The organism is Cupriavidus sp. SHE, assembly GCF_000812445.1.
GTDB lineage: Bacteria > Pseudomonadota > Gammaproteobacteria > Burkholderiales > Burkholderiaceae > Cupriavidus > Cupriavidus metallidurans.
This window is the reverse complement of the sequence record NZ_JWMB01000009.1, coordinates 163,322-180,179: the sequence shown is the minus strand read 5'-3', so window position 1 is coordinate 180,179 and position 16,858 is coordinate 163,322. Positions and strand designations below refer to the sequence as shown.

Annotated in this window: 11 protein-coding genes; 4 read left to right on the top strand and 7 right to left on the bottom strand. The window is 66.0% G+C overall.

Annotated features, from left to right (window positions below; genetic code table 11):
• Positions 1–45 precede the first annotated feature (45 nt).
• Complete coding sequence (locus RN01_RS04820; RefSeq protein ID WP_024570014.1) at positions 46–3,183, top strand: efflux RND transporter permease subunit; 3,138 nt, start codon at positions 46–48, stop codon at positions 3,181–3,183.
• A 161-nt stretch (positions 3,184–3,344) separates the two neighbouring features.
• Positions 3,345–4,001: a response regulator transcription factor gene (locus tag RN01_RS04815; protein WP_017513589.1), complete on the top strand. Its 657-nt coding sequence runs from the start codon at positions 3,345–3,347 to the stop codon at positions 3,999–4,001.
• An 8-nt stretch (positions 4,002–4,009) separates the two neighbouring features.
• On the opposite strand, the gene RN01_RS04810 is transcribed toward RN01_RS04815, so the two are convergent.
• The 7 genes from RN01_RS04810 to RN01_RS04780 all read right to left on the bottom strand — a co-directional run bounded on the left by RN01_RS04810 (position 4,010) and on the right by RN01_RS04780 (position 10,389).
• The gene (locus RN01_RS04810; protein ID WP_017513590.1) at positions 4,010–4,399 is read right to left on the bottom strand and encodes a response regulator transcription factor; all 390 of its coding nucleotides are present in this window, start codon (positions 4,397–4,399) and stop codon (positions 4,010–4,012) included.
• 33 nt (positions 4,400–4,432) lie between these two features.
• Entirely contained in the window at positions 4,433–4,708 is a 276-nt protein-coding gene (locus RN01_RS04805; RefSeq protein WP_008651867.1) for a XapX domain-containing protein, read from the bottom strand.
• Between the two features lie 64 nt (positions 4,709–4,772).
• A complete protein-coding gene (locus RN01_RS04800; protein ID WP_024570015.1) occupies positions 4,773–6,392 on the bottom strand; it encodes an MFS transporter in 1,620 nt (539 codons plus the stop codon).
• 18 nt (positions 6,393–6,410) lie between these two features.
• The gene (locus RN01_RS04795; protein ID WP_008651870.1) at positions 6,411–6,833 is read right to left on the bottom strand and encodes a DoxX family protein; all 423 of its coding nucleotides are present in this window, start codon (positions 6,831–6,833) and stop codon (positions 6,411–6,413) included.
• A gap of 30 nt (positions 6,834–6,863) precedes the next feature.
• Positions 6,864–8,729 carry an amidohydrolase gene (locus RN01_RS04790; protein WP_017513591.1) on the bottom strand — a complete coding sequence of 622 codons (1,866 nt, stop codon included), beginning with the start codon at positions 8,727–8,729 and terminating at the stop codon, positions 6,864–6,866.
• Positions 8,730–8,815: 86 nt separating this feature from the next.
• Positions 8,816–9,637 carry an alpha/beta fold hydrolase gene (locus RN01_RS04785; RefSeq protein ID WP_024570016.1) on the bottom strand — a complete coding sequence of 274 codons (822 nt, stop codon included), beginning with the start codon at positions 9,635–9,637 and terminating at the stop codon, positions 8,816–8,818.
• Between the two features lie 65 nt (positions 9,638–9,702).
• A complete protein-coding gene (locus RN01_RS04780) occupies positions 9,703–10,389 on the bottom strand; it encodes a hydrolase (RefSeq protein ID WP_011519715.1) in 687 nt (228 codons plus the stop codon).
• A gap of 355 nt (positions 10,390–10,744) precedes the next feature.
• On the opposite strand from RN01_RS04780, the gene RN01_RS04775 reads away from it, so the two are divergent.
• Complete coding sequence (locus RN01_RS04775; protein WP_024570017.1) at positions 10,745–11,431, top strand: response regulator transcription factor; 687 nt, start codon at positions 10,745–10,747, stop codon at positions 11,429–11,431.
• A gap of 97 nt (positions 11,432–11,528) precedes the next feature.
• Positions 11,529–16,715: an ATP-binding sensor histidine kinase gene (locus RN01_RS04770; protein WP_024570018.1), complete on the top strand. Its 5,187-nt coding sequence runs from the start codon at positions 11,529–11,531 to the stop codon at positions 16,713–16,715.
• The last annotated feature ends 143 nt before the right edge of the window (positions 16,716–16,858 follow it).

Here is a 16,858-nt window from a genome sequence, read left to right as displayed (position 1 = left end):
CGACCGCTCCCCAGTCATCCCGAAGAATTCGAAGACGAGGCCTCCGTGCTCAGGAACGTACTTCGGTTGTCGCTGACGCGACGGCCGCTCATTCTGCTTTTCCTCCTGGTATTTGCCGGGGCCGGCTTGTTCGCCTACTCGAAGCTGAACATCGAAGCCTATCCGAACCCCGCACCGGTGATTCTCGAGATCACCGCGCAGGCGCCGGGCCTGTCCGCCGAGGAGATGGAGCGCTACTACACGGTACCCATGGAAGTGGGGCTGGCCGCCACGCCGGGCGTGGAGAGCATCCGCTCGACTTCGTTTTACGGCCTGTCGTTCGTGCGGGTGACGTTCAAGTACGGCGTCGACTACTACTTCGCCTATACGCAGGCCGCGCTCAACCTGCAGCAGAACGTCAGCCTGCCGAACAACGTGCAGCCGCAGATCCAGGCGTCGAGCCTGGTCGGTGAAATCTACCGCTACCAGCTCAGGGGGCCGGCGCACTTCGGGCTGACAAATCTGCGCACGCTGCAGGACTGGGTGCTCGAACGGCGACTGAAGACGGTGCCGGGCGTGGCGCAGGTGGTGAGCTGGGGTGGCACGACCAAGGAGTACGACGTCGAGGCCGACCTGCACAAGCTCGACGCGTACAACATCACGCTGCAGCAGATGATCTCCGCGCTGGGTAACGCCAACATCAACGTTGGCGGCCGGACCATCAACCTTGGACAGCAGTCGGTCAACATACGTGGCGTGGGCCTGATCGAGGACACCAAGGACATCGAACAGGTGGTGCTGACACAGCACAATGGCGTGCCCGTGCAGGTCAAGGACGTCGCCAAGGTCAAGATCGGCTTCACGCCGCGCCTGGGACGCTCCGGGCGTGACAACCAGGACGATGTGGTCACTGCCATCGTCGTGATGAACCGGACGCTGCAGACCAACGAGGTGGTGGCGCGCGTCAAGGCCGAGATCGACAAGATCAACAGCGACGGCACGCTGCCTGCCGGCGTGAAAATGGAGCCGTACTACGACCGTTCGACGCTGGTCTCGGTCACCACGCACACGGTGCTGCACAGCCTGCTGTTCGGCTGTCTGCTGGTGTTCTTCATCCAGTGGGTATTCCTGGGCGATCTGCGCAGCGCGGTGATCGTCAGCGTCAACATACCGTTCGCGCTCTTCTTCAGCATCATGATCCTGGTGATGCTGGGAGAATCCGCCAACCTCTTGTCGGTGGGGGCGGTCGACTTCGGGATCATCGTGGACTCCTCGGTGATTCTGGTGGAGAACATATTCCGGAACTTCCAGATGCCGCTGGCGGATCAGCAGCGGCTGCTGATGAGTCGGGACGCGCGGGCGATCGGCAAGGGCGCGGGTATCACGGACCGCATCCGCATGATCTTCGTGAGCGCGCTGCAGGTGGACAAGGCGGTGTTCTTCTCGGCGGCCATCACGGTGGCGGCGTTCGTCCCGCTGTTCACGATGCAGGGTGTGGAAGGGCAGATCTTCGGGCCGATGGCGCGTACCTATGGCTATGCGCTGCTGGGCGCGCTGATCGCCACGTTCACGGTGACGCCGGTGCTGTGCACCTATCTGCTGCCCAAGCACATCGAGGAGAAGGAAACCATCCTGGTGCGCTGGCTGCATCGTATCTATGAGCCCGCGCTCAAATGGTCGCTCGGCAACAAGAAGCTGTCGGTGGCGATTGGCGCCGGCGTGCTGGCGGTGACGGGGGCGTTGATGCCGCTGCTGGGCACAGAGTTCCTGCCGGCGTTGGAAGAGGGCAACCTCTGGATTCGCGCCACCATGCCGCCAACCGTTTCGCTGGAGGCCGGCGTGCCGTCAGTGGCGCGAATGCGCAAGATCCTGCTGTCGCATCCTGAAGTGGCGACGGTGGTGTCCCAGCATGGCCGTCCGGACGATGGCAGCGATGCGGCGGGCTTCTTCAACGCGGAGTTCTTCGTACCGCTCAAGCCGATGGATGAATGGCCGGCGGGCATGACCAAGGACAAGCTGGTCGCGCAGGTGCAGAAGGAGTTCGCCAACGAGTTCACAGGGATCTCGCTGAATTTCTCGCAGTACATCCAAGACAATGTCCAGGAAGGCCTTTCCGGCGTGAAGGGCGCGAACTCGGTGAAGATCGTCGGCCGCGACCTGCCCACGCTGGAGAAGCTGGCCGATCAGGTGCTGCACGAGATGAAGGAGATCCGGGGCGTGTCGGACCTTGGCGTGTTCCGCGTGCTGGGTCAGCCCAACCTGAACATCAAGATCAACCGCGAGGCGGCGGCGCGTTACGGGCTCAACACCGGCGATGTCAACTCGGTGGTGGAGGCCGCGCTGGGTGGCACGCAGGCGACGACCGTGCTCGAAGGCGACCGGCAGTTCTCGCTGACGGTGCGTATGGCGCCCGAGTATCGCGGCAGTATCGACGCGATCCGCAACATCAAGGTGGCGTACCAGACCGCGGATGGCGCGAATGCCTATATTCCGTTGAGCGCGTTGGCGGACATATCGCTGGATACCGGGGCGTCGTATATCTATCACGAGCGCAACCAGCGATACATCCCGATCAAGTTCAGCGTGCGTGACCGCGACCTGGGTAGCACGGTGGCGGAAGCGCAGGCGCGTATCGCCAGCAAGATCAAGCTGCCCGAGGGCTACCGCATCCAGTGGGCGGGCGAGTTCGAGCAACTGGAACTGGCAAAGAAGCGGCTGGCGCTGATCGTGCCGATCAGCATCGTGATGATCATGGTGCTGCTGTACGGTCTGTTCAATTCGCTGCGGGACAGCGTCATGACGCTCGCGGGCATTCCGTTCGCTATCGCCGGGGGTGTGATCGCGCTGTTCGTGACCGGTCTGGATTTCAGTATCTCCGCGGCCATCGGCTTTGTCTCGCTGTTCGGGGTATCGGTCATGGACGGCATCCTGATGATCACCTACTACAACCAGTTGCGTGAACAGGGGCTGAAGTCCGAAGCGGCGATGTCGCAGGCGGCGCAGCAGCGGATGCGCCCGATGCTGATGACAGCGCTTTCGGCCTGTATCGGCTTGCTGCCGGCGGCCATCTCCACCGGGATCGGCAGCCAGGTGCAGCGTCCGCTGGCCACCGTGGTGGTGGGTGGCATGTTGATCGGACCGATCATGCTGCTGGTGATCGTGCCGGCGCTACGCATGGTGTTCATCGGCAAGAAGGAGACCTGACCGTAGACCTCAGACCGGCTTCTTGCCGGTAGCTGGTGACACGCAACGGCCACGTCGATGCGTCCCGGGACAGAATGCCGGGACGGATCGCGTGGCCGTTTGCATTTCAGGGGAAAGCACCGATAATCCCACTTCCCGGAACAAATGCCCCCAGGATCGCCATGATGCGCGAGAGGATCGAAGAGGGTGACGAAAGTGAAGAAAGCGCGGTGCTGGTCGTCGATGACGATCAGGATGTGCGCGTGGCGCTATCCAGCCTGTTCCGCTCGGCGGGACTCGCGGCGGAGTCGTTCGCCTCGGCCGAGGAATTGCTCGCGCACGGCATTCCGGATCGGCCCACCTGCATCGTGCTCGATGTGCATCTGCATGGCGCGAGCGGCCTCGACCTGCAGGCCACGCTCAACCGGGCGGGCCGCCATGCGTCGATCGTATTCATCTCCGGCCGTGGTGACGTCCCGATGACGGTGGCGGCCATGAAGGCCGGCGCCGTCAACTTCATTGCCAAGCCATTCCGCGACCAGGACCTGCTCGATGCGGTTGACGAGGCCTTGCAGCGCGACCGGGCGCAGCGCGAGGCCGAGGCGCAGAGCCGGCAGCTTCGCGATCATTTCGACACCCTGACCCGCCGGGAGCAGGAAGTCATGCAACTGGCGGCGCGTGGCCTGATGAACAAGCAGATCGCCGACGACCTCGGCATCAGCGAGGCCACGGTCAAGATCTATCGCGGTCACGCCATGCGCAAGATGCAGGCCCGCACCTTCGCCGAACTGGTCATCATGGCCCAGTCTCTTGGGCTGGTACAGGACGACGCCGGATAGCCCGCGCGTCAGATCCCCGACCCACTCTCGCCGCTGGCCAGCGCACGCGCCAGGCACCGGAGCAACTCTTTCTCCTGAAACGGCTTGCCGAGGAATCCGGTGGCGCCCACGTCAAGGGCGCGCTGTTCGTCACCGTCCTGGGCATAGGCGGTCATGAGGATGACCGGCACATCGAGCCCAAGCGCGCGCAGCGCCGTGCAGAGCGCGAAGCCGTCGATGCCCGGCATTCGCACGTCGCTCACCACGCACCGGATGTGCCCGATCGACGCGGATTGCAGCAGTGCCTGCCCGCTGGCGTAGAGTTCCACGGCCAGGTCGAACGAGCGCACCAGTTGCCCCATGGCGTCCCTGACGGAGGCGTCATCGTCAACGATCGCGATTACGGGAAGGGCAGTCACACGGTGCTCCGGACATCGGCCTCAATGGCGCCCTCATTGCTCCGGCTTGCTCTCCTTGGTGTCGGCCGCGGCCAGTGTCGGGCCGGGCGTGCCCGTGATCTTCGGCATGCATTCCTGGTGGAACCACGCCACGGTGACGGGCTCTCCCGCGATCATGCGCTTGATCGGCGGTACTACCTGCTCGCCGATGAGCATGCCGAGCAGGCCGATCAGGGCCACCGCTGGCGGGGCGGGCGAGCGCACCTGCATCAGCGCGTAGATGATGCCGACCAGGATGCCGGCGCCCAATGAGATCAGATAGAGCTTCATGCGAGCCTCGCGATATGTCGCAATACGAAACGGGTCATAGGAAACAGGGGGGACGGCAGGCGCGTCATCGCTTGTCCGGTGGCAGTCCCACGCCCAGCAGATGCCGCACACGCGGTGGCGTCGTGCCACCGTGGAACGCGGTCACTTCTCGCTGCAGGTCGGCATCGGCGTTCGGCACGCGGCGGTGTTGCCGCAGGTGTTCGGCCCATGACTCGACCAGAAACCACTCGGTCATCAATTCGGGATTGGTGGGGTCTTCCATCACGCCCCAACTGAATGCGCCATCGCGCAGCCGCTCTTCGGAGAGCCGGTGCACGGCGTGCAGGAAGCCGTCCCGGTTGGCCGGGGCAATCAGGTACTCGATCAGAATCATCACCGGGCCGCGATCGTGCGCGATCTCGTCGGCCATTTCGGGCTCGGGCCAGTGGCCGGCCGGGCCAAGGTCGTCTTCGCCGTGCGGCAGACGCAGCCGGTGCAGCGCCAGCGCGGCGACTACCAGGCCCGACCCGGCGATCAGCAGCGCGGGGGGCGTGCCGAGCGCCTGCGCCACGAAGCCCCAGAGCAAGCTGCCACCGGCCAGCGCGCCGTTGAAGACCATCTGGTAGACCGCCAGCGCGCGGCCACGCACCCAGTTGGGCAGGATGGCTTGCGCCACGCCGCCGAACGTGGTCAGCGCCATGATCCATGCCGCGCCCAACAGCAACAGCAGCACCAGCGCCAGCCAGACGGGTGGCGCGACGGAGAGCGCGGCCATCACGACGGCCGTGACGATGGCGGACAGCAGCACCATCCCGTCGGCGTCGAGCCGCTTCTGCAGACGCGGCATGAGCAGCGCGCCAAGAATTGCGCCCACCCCGACCGCCCCGAGCATCACGCCGTAGAGCCCCGCGCTGCCATGAAGCAGCTTGCGCGCCACGAGCGGCAACAGTGCCCACACACTGCTGCCGAACGCGAAATGCACGGCGGTACGGGCCAGCACGACATGGAGCTTGCTGTGCGCCCGCGTGAAACGCAGCCCGGCGCGGGCCGCGCTGAAGAAGTGCTCGCGTAGCGGGTCGACCGGTCGCTGGGGTCGATGCCACCAGATCAGCGCGGCAACCACGAACACGTAGCTGAGCAGGTCCACGCCGTAAGTCGCGGCCGCGCCGAACGCAGCCAGCAGCAGGCCGCCGGTGGCCGGCCCGATGGCGCGCGCGATGTTCACGCCAAGCGAGTTGAGCGCCACGGCCTGCCGCAGCGTGTTGGCTGGAACCAGTTCCGGCACGATCGACTGCCAGGTCGGCCCCATCATCGCCGACCCGATGCCGCCGGCGAACGCCAGCGCGATCAGGAGCTCGATCGTCAGCGATTGCCGCCATGCCAACAGCATCAGCGAGCCGCTGACCAAGGCCAGGCAGAGCTGGATCACGATCAGGAAGCGGCGGCGGTCAAGGATGTCGGACAGCACGCCGGCGGGAATCGCGAGCAGGAACACCGGCAGCGTCGATGCAGCCTGGATGGTGGCCACCGCGGCCGGCGAGGTCGACAGGTCGGTGGCCAGCCATGCGCTGGCGACATCGCGCATGAAGCTGCCGATATTGCCGAGGATCGTCGCCACCCACAGGACCGCGAAGGTCGATTGCGCAAGCGGCGCGAAGGTACCTGTTGATGCGGGAGCGTTTGCCGTCGAGGCGGATTGCGTCATGTGGACTATCTATCGTCTCTACGCTCGCAGGTCATGCCAGGCCACAAGCACGAAGCCGCCGACCAGACCCAGGTGCTCGAAGAATGCATTGGCCATGCCGAAACGGGCATCGGGCGGAGCGTTCCAGAAGCTGTTGGCCAGGAATGTCGCCGCCAGTGTGAATGCGGCCAGCGCCAGCGCGCCGAGCCAACGGCCGCGTCCGCTCAGGATCATGGCCGATGCGCCCAGTTCCAGCGCGATAGTTCCCGCCGCCAGCGGGCCAGCCGGCGACAGGCCGAAGTGCTGCATTTCGGCCATCGCGCTGGGAAAGTCGAACAGCTTGACCAGTCCGCCCTGCAGGTAGGCCGCGCACAGCAGCAACAACGCGACCCAGTGCAGCCAGCGCGGCAGCCGGTGAGGGCTATCGCCGGCGGATGACAGCGAAGGCATCGAGGAAGGCATGACCGGTCTCCGTTCAGATTGGCACGTGGCTCAGAACGCCCAGCACGAACAGCCGAGCGCGCCCCAGAATCCGCTCTCGTCGGACGTCGGCATGTTCGATGTCCACGCCTTCGCGTGCGCATGGCCGTGCACGCCGCATGACGACGCGCAGCCGCAGGCGGTGTTCATCGCCAGCGTCTTCGCCTTGGCGGTTGGCCGCGGCTGGTACTGGCTGCCGTAGCGGGCTGGCGACCAGTCGGGCATCGCGGGCGGAATCTCCGGCGAATGCTTGCCGAACTCGCCGTCGCCGTAGACCACCTTGCCGCCGAGCACGGTCATCACGGACGTGATGTCCTGGATGTCGTCACCGGGCACCGAGAAATAGTCCGCAGACAGCACCGCGAGGTCGGCGAGCTGGCCGGCCTTGATCTGCCCTTTCTTGCCTTCCTCGGACGAGAACCACGTATTGGCCTCGGTCCACAGGCGCAATGCGGTTTCGCGATCGAGCAGGTTGGCTTGGGGGTACATCGACATGCCGCCCACGGTCTTGCCCGTGGTTAGCCAGTACAGCGACACCCACGGGTTGTAGGACGCCACGCGCGTCGCATCGGTGCCTGCGCCCACCTTGACCCCCTTGTCGAGCATCTTGCGGATCGGCGGCGTGGCCTCGGCGGCTTTCGCGCCATAACGCTCGACGAAGTACTCGCCCTGGTAGGCCATGCGGTGCTGCACGGCGATGCCGCCACCGAGCGCGGCGATGCGGTCGATATTGCGATCGGAGATCGTCTCGGCGTGATCGAAGAACCAGTTCAGGCCGGTGAACGGAATGTCGCGCGCCACCTTCTCGTAGACATCGAGCGCGCGCGTGATCGTCTCGTCGTAGGTGGCGTGCAGGCGCCAAGGCCAGCGCTTCTCGGCCAGCAGACGGATCACCGGTTCGAGATCGGCCTCCATCGACGGCGGCATGTCGGGCCGCTCGACGCGAAAGTCCTCGAAGTCGGCGGCGGTGTAGACGAGCATCTCGCCAGCGCCGTTGTGCCGATACAGGTCATCGCCCTGGCCCGGCTTGACGGTGGACGTCCATGTGGTGAAGTCGTTCAGCTCGGCCTTCGGCTTCTGCGTGAACAGGTTGTAGGCCAGGCGCACCGTCAGGTTGCCTTCCTTGTGCAGATCCTCGATGACGCTGTAGTCCTCGGGGTAATTCTGGAAGCCGCCGCCGGCATCGATCACGCCAGTCACACCCAGCCGGTTCACCTCGCGCATGAAATGGCGCGTCGAGTTCTTCTGGTACTCGAGCGGCAGCTTTGGCCCCTTGGCCAGCGTGGCGTAGAGGATGGTGGCGTTGGGTTTGGCCAGCAGCAGGCCAGTGGGGTTGCCGCTGGCATCGCGCACGATCTCGCCGCCCGGCGGATTGGGGGTGTCCTTCGTATAACCGACCGTGCGCAGCGCCGCGCCGTTCAGGATCGCGCGGTCGTACAGGTGCAGGATAAACACGGGGGTGTCCGGCGCCACGGCGTTCAGTTCGTCGATGGTCGGCAGCCGTTTCTCGGCGAACTGGTGCTCGGTGAAGCCGCCTACCACGCGCACCCATTGCGGCGCGGGGGTGCGGTCCACCTGGTCCTTGAGCATCCGCATCGCATCGGCCAGGGAGCGCACGCCATCCCAGCGCAGTTCCATGTTGTAGTTCAGGCCGCCACGGATGATGTGCATGTGGCTGTCGATCAGGCCGGGGATGGCTCGCCGGCCGTTCAGGTCGATCACCGTCGTCTGCGCGCCCGCGAGTTTCATGATGTCGTCGCGCGTCCCCACGCTGGTGAAGCGCCCGTCCTGGATGGCTACCGCGTCAGCTTGCGGGTTGGACTTGTCGAGCGTGGTGAACTTGCCGTTGACGAGGATGAGGTCGGGGGTCGATGACATGGTGAAAAGCTCCAAAGAGGCCGCCGCGCGATGGCGGCGGTCGGGGCGATGAGTTGCCCGCGGGTAGCGGGTTGGGAGGCGTTGGCCTAGGTGTTCAGGAAGGCCAGCAGATCCGCGTTGACCGCGTCGGCATTGACCACGCACATGCCGTGCGACGCGCCCGGGTACACCTTGAGCGTGGCGTTCTTCACCAGCTTGGCGGAGAGGCGGCCCGCGTTGTCGATCGGCACGATCTGGTCGTCGTCACCGTGCAGGACCAGCGTGGGCACGTCGATCTTCTTCAGATCCTCGGTGTAGTCCACTTCCGAGAACTCGCGGATGCAGGCGTACTGGCCGACGATGCCGCCTGCCATGCCCTGCGCCCAGAACGTGTCGATGGTGCCTTGCGAGACCTTGGCGCCGGGACGGTTGAAGCCGAAGAACGGCACGGCCAGGTCCTTGTAGAACTGCGAACGGTTGTCGGCCACGCCTTTACGGATACCGTCGAACACGTCGATCGGCAACCCGTTGGGGTTGGACGCGGTCTTGGCCATGATCGGCGGCACCGCGCCGATCAGCACGGCCTTGGCCACGCGCTGCGTGCCGTGCCGGCCAATGTAGTGCGCTACTTCGCCGCCGCCGGTGGAGTGGCCGACCAGCGTGGCGCCCTTGATGTCCAGCGCCACGAGCAGCGCAGCCAGATCGTCGGCATACGTGTCCATGTCGTTGCCCTTGGCGGGCTGGTCCGAGCGGCCGTGGCCGCGGCGGTCATGCGCGATCACACGAAAGCCCTTCTGCACCAGGAACAGCATCTGGGCGTCCCATGCGTCGGCATTGAGCGGCCAGCCGTGCGAGAACACGACCGGCTGGCCGGAGCCCCAGTCCTTGTAGAAGATCTGTGTGCCGTCTTCAGTGGTGATGTAGCTCATGGTCTGTTCCTGGAGAGAAGGGTAGGTGGATGCCTGAATGCCTGAATGTCCCTCTGCGGCGCGGATCAGCGGGCCGGGACCGGCGCCAGGGACTCGTGCGTCGTGGCGGTGCGCTGCGCTGCCTTGTGGACCATCGTGTAGGCGTAGTCGACGCCCATGCCGTACGCGCCCGAGTGTTCCTTGACCAGCTTCATCACGGCGTCATACGTGTCGCGGTGGGCCCAGTCGCGCTGCCATTCGAGCAACACCTGCTGCCAGGTCACGGGCACCGCGCCTGCCTGCACCATGCGTTGCATCGCGTAGTCGTGCGCTTCCTTGCTGGTGCCGCCCGACGCATCGCCCACCATGTAGATCTCGTAGTTGCCTTCGAGCATCGCGCACAGCGCGAAGGTGGTGTTGCACACCTCGGTCCACAGGCCTGCCACCACGACCTTGTTGCGGCCGTTGGCCTTCAGCGCGTCACGTACCTTCTGGTCGTCCCACGAGTTCATCGAGGTGCGCTCGAGCGTCTTGGTGTTGGGGAAAACGTCCAGCAGTTCCGGATAGGTGAAGCCCGAGAACGACTCGCTCTCCACCGTGGTGATGGTGGTGGGGATGTTGAAGATCTTTGCCGCCTTGGCCAGACCCACCACGTTGTTCTTCATCGCCTGGCGGTCCATCGACTGCACGCCGAAGGCCATCTGCGGTTGATGGTCGATGATGATGAGCTGGCTGTTCTGCGGGGTCAGGACTTCGAGCTTGGGGTTGGACATGGGGTCGCTCCTTGGGTAGCGGGGTTGGCGAAGGGGCGCGGGCGGAGGATGTGCTGGCCGCGTGCCTTCGCATCGGCTGTTCCGCCCATCGGCTCCACCCGCCCCATCCGCAAGAGGCAGTGCGCAGCGTAGGTGCCGCGGGGAGCCTACGCCATACACCTTTCGTATAGGTGGGCGGCATCGGTCCGGGGGCAGGGCAGCGGCGGGCTGGCAACTACGACATTGGTATGGGTGGCACGCATCTGGGCGCTATGCTGAAATGCACCGCATTGGCGCGCCGGCGCATGGACCATGAACCATGAACCATGAACCATGAACCATGGGCCATGAACCATGAACTTCCTGTGACATTGCCGTGACTTCTACCTGCCTGGAACCCGCCGCAAGTGCCGAGTACGAGCCTGGCACGGTACTCGTGCTGGACGACGACGCCATGGTGCTCGACGCGCTCGGCGGCCTCTTTCGCTCGCTGGACATGGATGTGGCGCTGTTCGCATCGGAAGCCGAGCTGATGGCCGATCCGCTTCCCGATACGCCGTGCTGCCTGCTGCTAGACGTCAGGCTAGGCGGCGCCAGCGGGCTTGACCTGCAGTCGCGGCTCGGCCAGTCCGGCGTGGGGATGCCGATCATCTTCATGACGGGGTATGGCGATGTGGCGATGACGGCGGCCGCAATGAAGGCGGGCGCGGTGGATTTCCTGACCAAGCCGATTCTGGAGACGTCGCTGATTGCCGCCGTGTCCGCCGCCCTCGACAGGGACAGGTCGCGGCGGCGTGGGATGCGCAGGACCGATGCGATCCGTCGCGGCTTTGCCACGCTGACACCACGCGAGGCGGAAGTCATGGGCATGGCGGTGTCCGGCCTGCTGAACAAACAGATTGCGGGCGAGATCGGCATCAGCGAAGTGACGGTCAAGATTCACCGGGGCCAGGCCATGCGCAAGATGAACGCGCGCTCCTTTGCGGATCTGGTGCTGATGGGTCAGGAACTCGGCCTTTACAGGGATGCCGCGCGGCGGGCACGCCAGTTCGCCGACGCATAGCAGTTGACCACCACACACGCAATACACGTATTGCGGGGCACGGCTAGAATGCGTGACGACGCACTCGCCCTCCACGAGCCAGCCCATCGCCACCAGCATGACCTCCCTCTCCCGCATCGAACATGCTCCCGTGCCGGCCTTCGACCCTGTCTGGCTTGCGCGGGTCGAATCGACCGTGCTGCTGACGGGAGATCACGTCCAGTCCTGCCGACTGTTTGACCCGGTCTCGCAGACCCACTGGTTTGCCCAAAGCGCGCCGCTGACGGCCACGGCCGTGTGCGAGCGCCTGCGGAACGCGGCGCGGCTTGCCACGCGCATGGAGTCATCGTGGGCGGCGATACCGGCGGCCACGATCTGGACGCCTGACCGGCTTGTGCTGATCAGCGACGCCGAGGCCTCCACCCAATTCGGCATGGTGAACGCCAGCGAGCGTGAAGACGTCCCGATCGCCGCCCGCCTGGAACTGGCAATCGGCGCGGTCAGGGCCGTGGCGGCCATGCATGGGCGCGGCCTGCTGCAAGGTGTGATCCGGCCAGAAAGCTTCCTGCTCGACGACGATGGGCGCATGCGGCTCACGGGGTTCGGATATGCCGTGGCCGTTGAGGAACCCTGCGCCGCGCTGCGGCATCCAGCCGATACCGTCTTGCCGTATCTGGCACCGGAACTGATGCGGCAGGATGGCGCGCGTCCGAGCGTCGGTGCCGATCTCTACGCGCTCGGTGTCACGCTATACAAGCTACTGACCGGCGAACTGCCGTTCGTTGCGGACTCGCCGTCCGGATGGCAGCACGCGCATATGGCCATCGAGCCGGCCCCGCCGCAGTCGCGTCGGCCCGATTTGCCTGCCGTGCTCGGCCAGATCGTCATCAAGCTGATGGCCAAGGATGCCGGTAGCCGCTATACCTCGGCGGCGGCGCTGCTGGCGGACCTGCTACGTGTCCGTGCCGAGTGGCTGCAGCGCGGGCGTATCGAACCGTTCTGCCTCGACATGCCGGGCACGCTGCCGTTGCCAGGGACGGGGTCGGGCCTTCAGGGGCGGCTGTCCGGCCGCGCCAGGGAGATGGAGGTGCTGCATGGCGCGTTGGCACGTGTCCGTGCGACCGGGGTATCGGAACTGGTACTACTCGCCGGTGCGGCCGGTGTGGGAAAGTCGGCATTGGCCGAATGGCTGTGCGGGCACGCGGACCAGACCGGGGCCCGCTTCGCGGCGGGCAAGAGCGATCAGTTGCAGCGCGATATTCCCTATGCGCCGGTGGTGCAGGCCATCACATCGCTGACCATGACGTTGCTCGGCCAGGACGATGCGTCGTTGCAGCAGGTGCGCCTGCGCTGGCTCGATCGGCTGACCGGGCAGGGGCGCGCGGTCGCCGAACTGGCGCCCGTCGTCGAGTACGTACTGGGCGCCACCGTGCCGCTCTCGGAAGTGCCGGCCCGTCAGGCTCAGGCGCGGATCGAAAGCGCGGTACTGCGTACGTTTGCTGCGTTCGCCGCACCCGGTGAGCCGCTGCTGCTGTTCATTGATGACCTGCAATGGGCCGATGCTTCCACGCTTGGCCTGCTCGAGGCGTTCGCGGCGCATCGTCCCGCCAATATCCTGCTGATCGCAGCCTATCGCGAGCCCGGCCATGAAATGGCGCAGCGCCTGGCGTGGTTGCAGCAGGGCAGTCGTAGCGGTGGATTGCCGGTGTCGAGCATCGCGCTCCAGTCACTGCCCGGGCGGGCCGTGGCCGATCTGGTGGCCACCGCGCTCGATGCGCCGGTGGCTCAGGTGGCGCCACTTGCCCGTGCGATCCACGCCAGAACCGGCGGCAATCCGCTTTTCTGCGTGCAGCTGCTGCGGGCGCTGATTGACGACGGCGTGCTTGCGCGTGGCGAAGCCGGCTGGGCCTGGGACGATGCCGCGCTGGCGCACCGGCGCTACTCGGACAACGTGATCGAACTGATGCTCCGGCGCTTCGCGCGGCTGCCGAAGTCGGGCACCGCGCTGCTGCAGCATCTGGCATGCGTGGGCATTCGCGGTGAAGCGGCGTTGCAGGCCCGCGTGGCCGGCGTCGGGCCGGATGAACTGGCCCACGCGCTGCGTCCGTTCATCGATGCCGGGATGATCGTCGAGGTGCCGGAGGGCTTCGCGTTCCAGCATGACCGCGTGCTGGAAGCCGCCTATTCGTTGGTGGAACCGGAGGCGCGCCCGGCCGCGCATGCACGTGTGGCACGCGTCATGATCGAACACTGGGGCGAGCACGCGGCGGACCACGCGTTCGAGATCGGCAGCCAGATCGAGCGGACTGCGGGGCAGGCGCTATCCGAGCCCGAGCGGGTGATGTTCGTGCGGGCGCTCAATGACTCGGCGAGACGGGCCAAGCGTGCGGCCGTGCTGACGCGCGCGGCCAGCCATGTGGATCTGGCGTTCACGCTGATGGATGCAACCTGGTGGGACACCCACTACCCGCTGGCGCGCGACGCGCATCTGTTGCGCTGCGAGTGCCTGCTGGCGCAGGCCGATCTCGACCGCGCCGCGCGGGAGATCGATACCTTGCTGCAACGCGAGATGCCGGCGGTCGACAAGGCCGCCGTGTATCGCCTGCTGGCCACGCTGCAGACCGTGCGGTCGGACTACGAAGGGGCGATCAATGCCGCGCTTTCCGGGCTGGCGCTGGTGGACGTGCATCTCGAACGACACCCGTCGCCCGCGCGAATGCGGGAGGCCTACGAATCGGTCATGGCGTTGCTTGGCGAAAGGTCCATCGACAGTCTTGGCGAACTTCCTGTCACGGCCGACGTGCGGATGCACACGGTCATGGGGCTGCTCTCGACGCTGATCTCGTCGCAGTTCGTGCGCGATGGAATCAGTTTCCTGCATGTGGCGACGATGGTGGAGCTATCGCTCGCGCATGGCGCGACGCCCGAGACGCCCTATGGCCTTTCCTGGTTCGGCGTCTTTATCGCCAGCCTTTATGACGCGTACGAAGACGGCCTTGCCTTTGGGCTGGCGGCGATGGCGCTGGTGGAGCGGCATGGGTATCAGGCCGAGCAGATTGCCACGCTGGTGGCGGTGGACCAGGTCAGCGTCTGGACTCGCCCGCTGGCGTTTGCGCTCGGACTCGCCCAGGAGGCCGTGGCACTGGGGCGGGAGTCGGGCGATATCGGCATGGCCTGCTATGCCTGCAATCACATCGTCTCGGATCTGCTGGCGATGGGCGAGCCGCTTGCACTTGTCGATGAAGAGATCGAACGTGGCGTGGGCCTGACACGGCTGGTTCGCTATGCCGATATCGAGCGGATTCTGGCCGCACAGCGCCTCTTTCTGCGCAGCCTGCGCTACGGTGGCGATGGCCCGGCATCGACGGTCGCGCAGCGGGCCGATGACGCGACCTCTTTCTCGACGCGCTTCTGGGTCTGGCTCCACGACGGCATGGCGTGGGCATACCGTGGCCAATGGATGCGCGCGCTCGGCAGCCTGCGGCAGGCGGAAGCGCTGGCATGGTCGGCGCCGGCCCATATCAACGTGGCCGATTGCCGCTTGTACCTGGCATTGGCGCTGGCACATGCCGCGCCGGCTGATGTCGATGGTGTCGATAGTGTCGAGGGTCTCGATCGTGCCGGAGTCCTCGCCGCGCTGGCCGGTCACCGGGACCGCTTTGCGCGCTGGACTGCGCTGAATCCGCTGACGTTCCGGAACAAGCTGCTGCTGATCGACGCGGAAATGCTGCGTCTGCAAGGCGATGCCATGCGGGCGCTGGCGAGTTACGAGCAGTCGGCGCGGGTAGCGGCGGCATCGGGGTTCGTGCACGAGCAGGCGCTCGCTTGCGAGCTGGCGGGTGCGCTGTGTCTGGCCAACGGGCTGCCGGACTCAGGGCTGCACCATCTGCATTCGGCACGCGACGCGTATCGCCGCTGGGGTGCTCACCACAAGGCGGACCAGCTCTGCCGCCAGTATCCCGAGCTTGGTGATGCCGGCGCGGGTGGCCCGGAGCAGGTGCCAGCCGAGCCGGCGCGGGTGGCAGCCGGCTGGGAACTCGGCATGCGGGCCGCCCAGGCCATGAGCAGCGAGCGCGTCATGGATCGGCTGATCGAGTCGCTGATGGCCGATGTGGTGGTCCATGCCGGTGCGCAGTACGGGTTGCTGCTGCTGATGCGCGGCGATCGCCCGATGATCGAGGCGTCCGCGCGCGTCGTCGACGGCGCCGTTTCCACCACGCTCGGTACCGTGGAGCCGAACGACGACCTGCTGCCGCTTACCGTCCTCAACAGCGTCCTGCGCACGCGTCAGACCTTCGCGCTGGCGGACGCCTCGGCCGATGCGCCGTCGATCCGGATGCGCGGCGCGTCCGGGCGGCGGTTGCGTTCGCTGTTGTGCCTGCCGCTGGTGCGCGGCGGCACGTTGATCGGCGCGTACTACCTCGAAAACAACCTGGCGCCAGGCGTGTTCGGCGCCGGGCGGATTGCCGAACTGGAGGTGCTGGCGCCGCAGGTGGCGATTGCGCTGGAGACTGCGCGGCTCTACGAGCAATTGATCGATGAGAACGATCGCCGCCTGGCAGCCGAGATGGGCCTGCGTTCGGCCCGTGCCGAGCTTGCGCGGACCTCTCATCTGACGGTGATGGGCACGCTGGCTGCCTCTATCGCCCATGAGGTGAACCAGCCGCTGACGGCGATCGTGGCGTCGGTCGACGCCAGCCTGCGCTGGCTCAACCGCGCCACACCAAATCTCGGCGAGGTTCAGGACGGGCTCGCGCATATTCGCAAGAATGGCCTGCGCGCGGCCGAGATCATTCGTGCCTTGCGCGCGCTGGCCAGGCAGACCCCATCGGTAATGACACCGCTGCAGCCCGACGAGGTTCTGAGCGAAGTGCTCGATATGGTGCGCATGGAAATCGCCGGACACGGCGTGCGGGTCTCGACGAGCTTGTCCACGGGCGGCGCGCTGGTGGCGGCAGATCGCGTGCAGTTGCAGCAGGTGATGCTGAACCTGATCACCAATGCCATCGACGCAATGGCGACGACGCCGCCGGATGCGCGCGATCTGGTGATTGCTTCGGCGCTGGAGAATGCCGAGGTCGTGATCCGGGTCGAGGACGCCGGCCACGGCATTCCCGATGCCATGCGTCAGCGGCTGTTCGACCCGTTCATCACCAGCAAGCAGAGCGGCATGGGCATGGGGCTTGCCATCTGCAAGTCGATCGTCGAGGCCCACGGCGGCGAACTCGATGCGGCGCCGCGCGATGGCGGTGGCACGGTGTTCACGTTCCGGCTGCCAGTTCTGGGGAGCGCGACGCGCCCTTGATCCGCGCGGCGGGAGGAGGCCGGTGCCGTGCGAGGCACCCGTGCATAAACGGCGGATGACACCGAGATGACATTGCTGTCATGCAGCGCTTGGTGGCAGGGGCGCGCCATAGAATGGGCCGCAACGCGCCATGCGCGCACCCC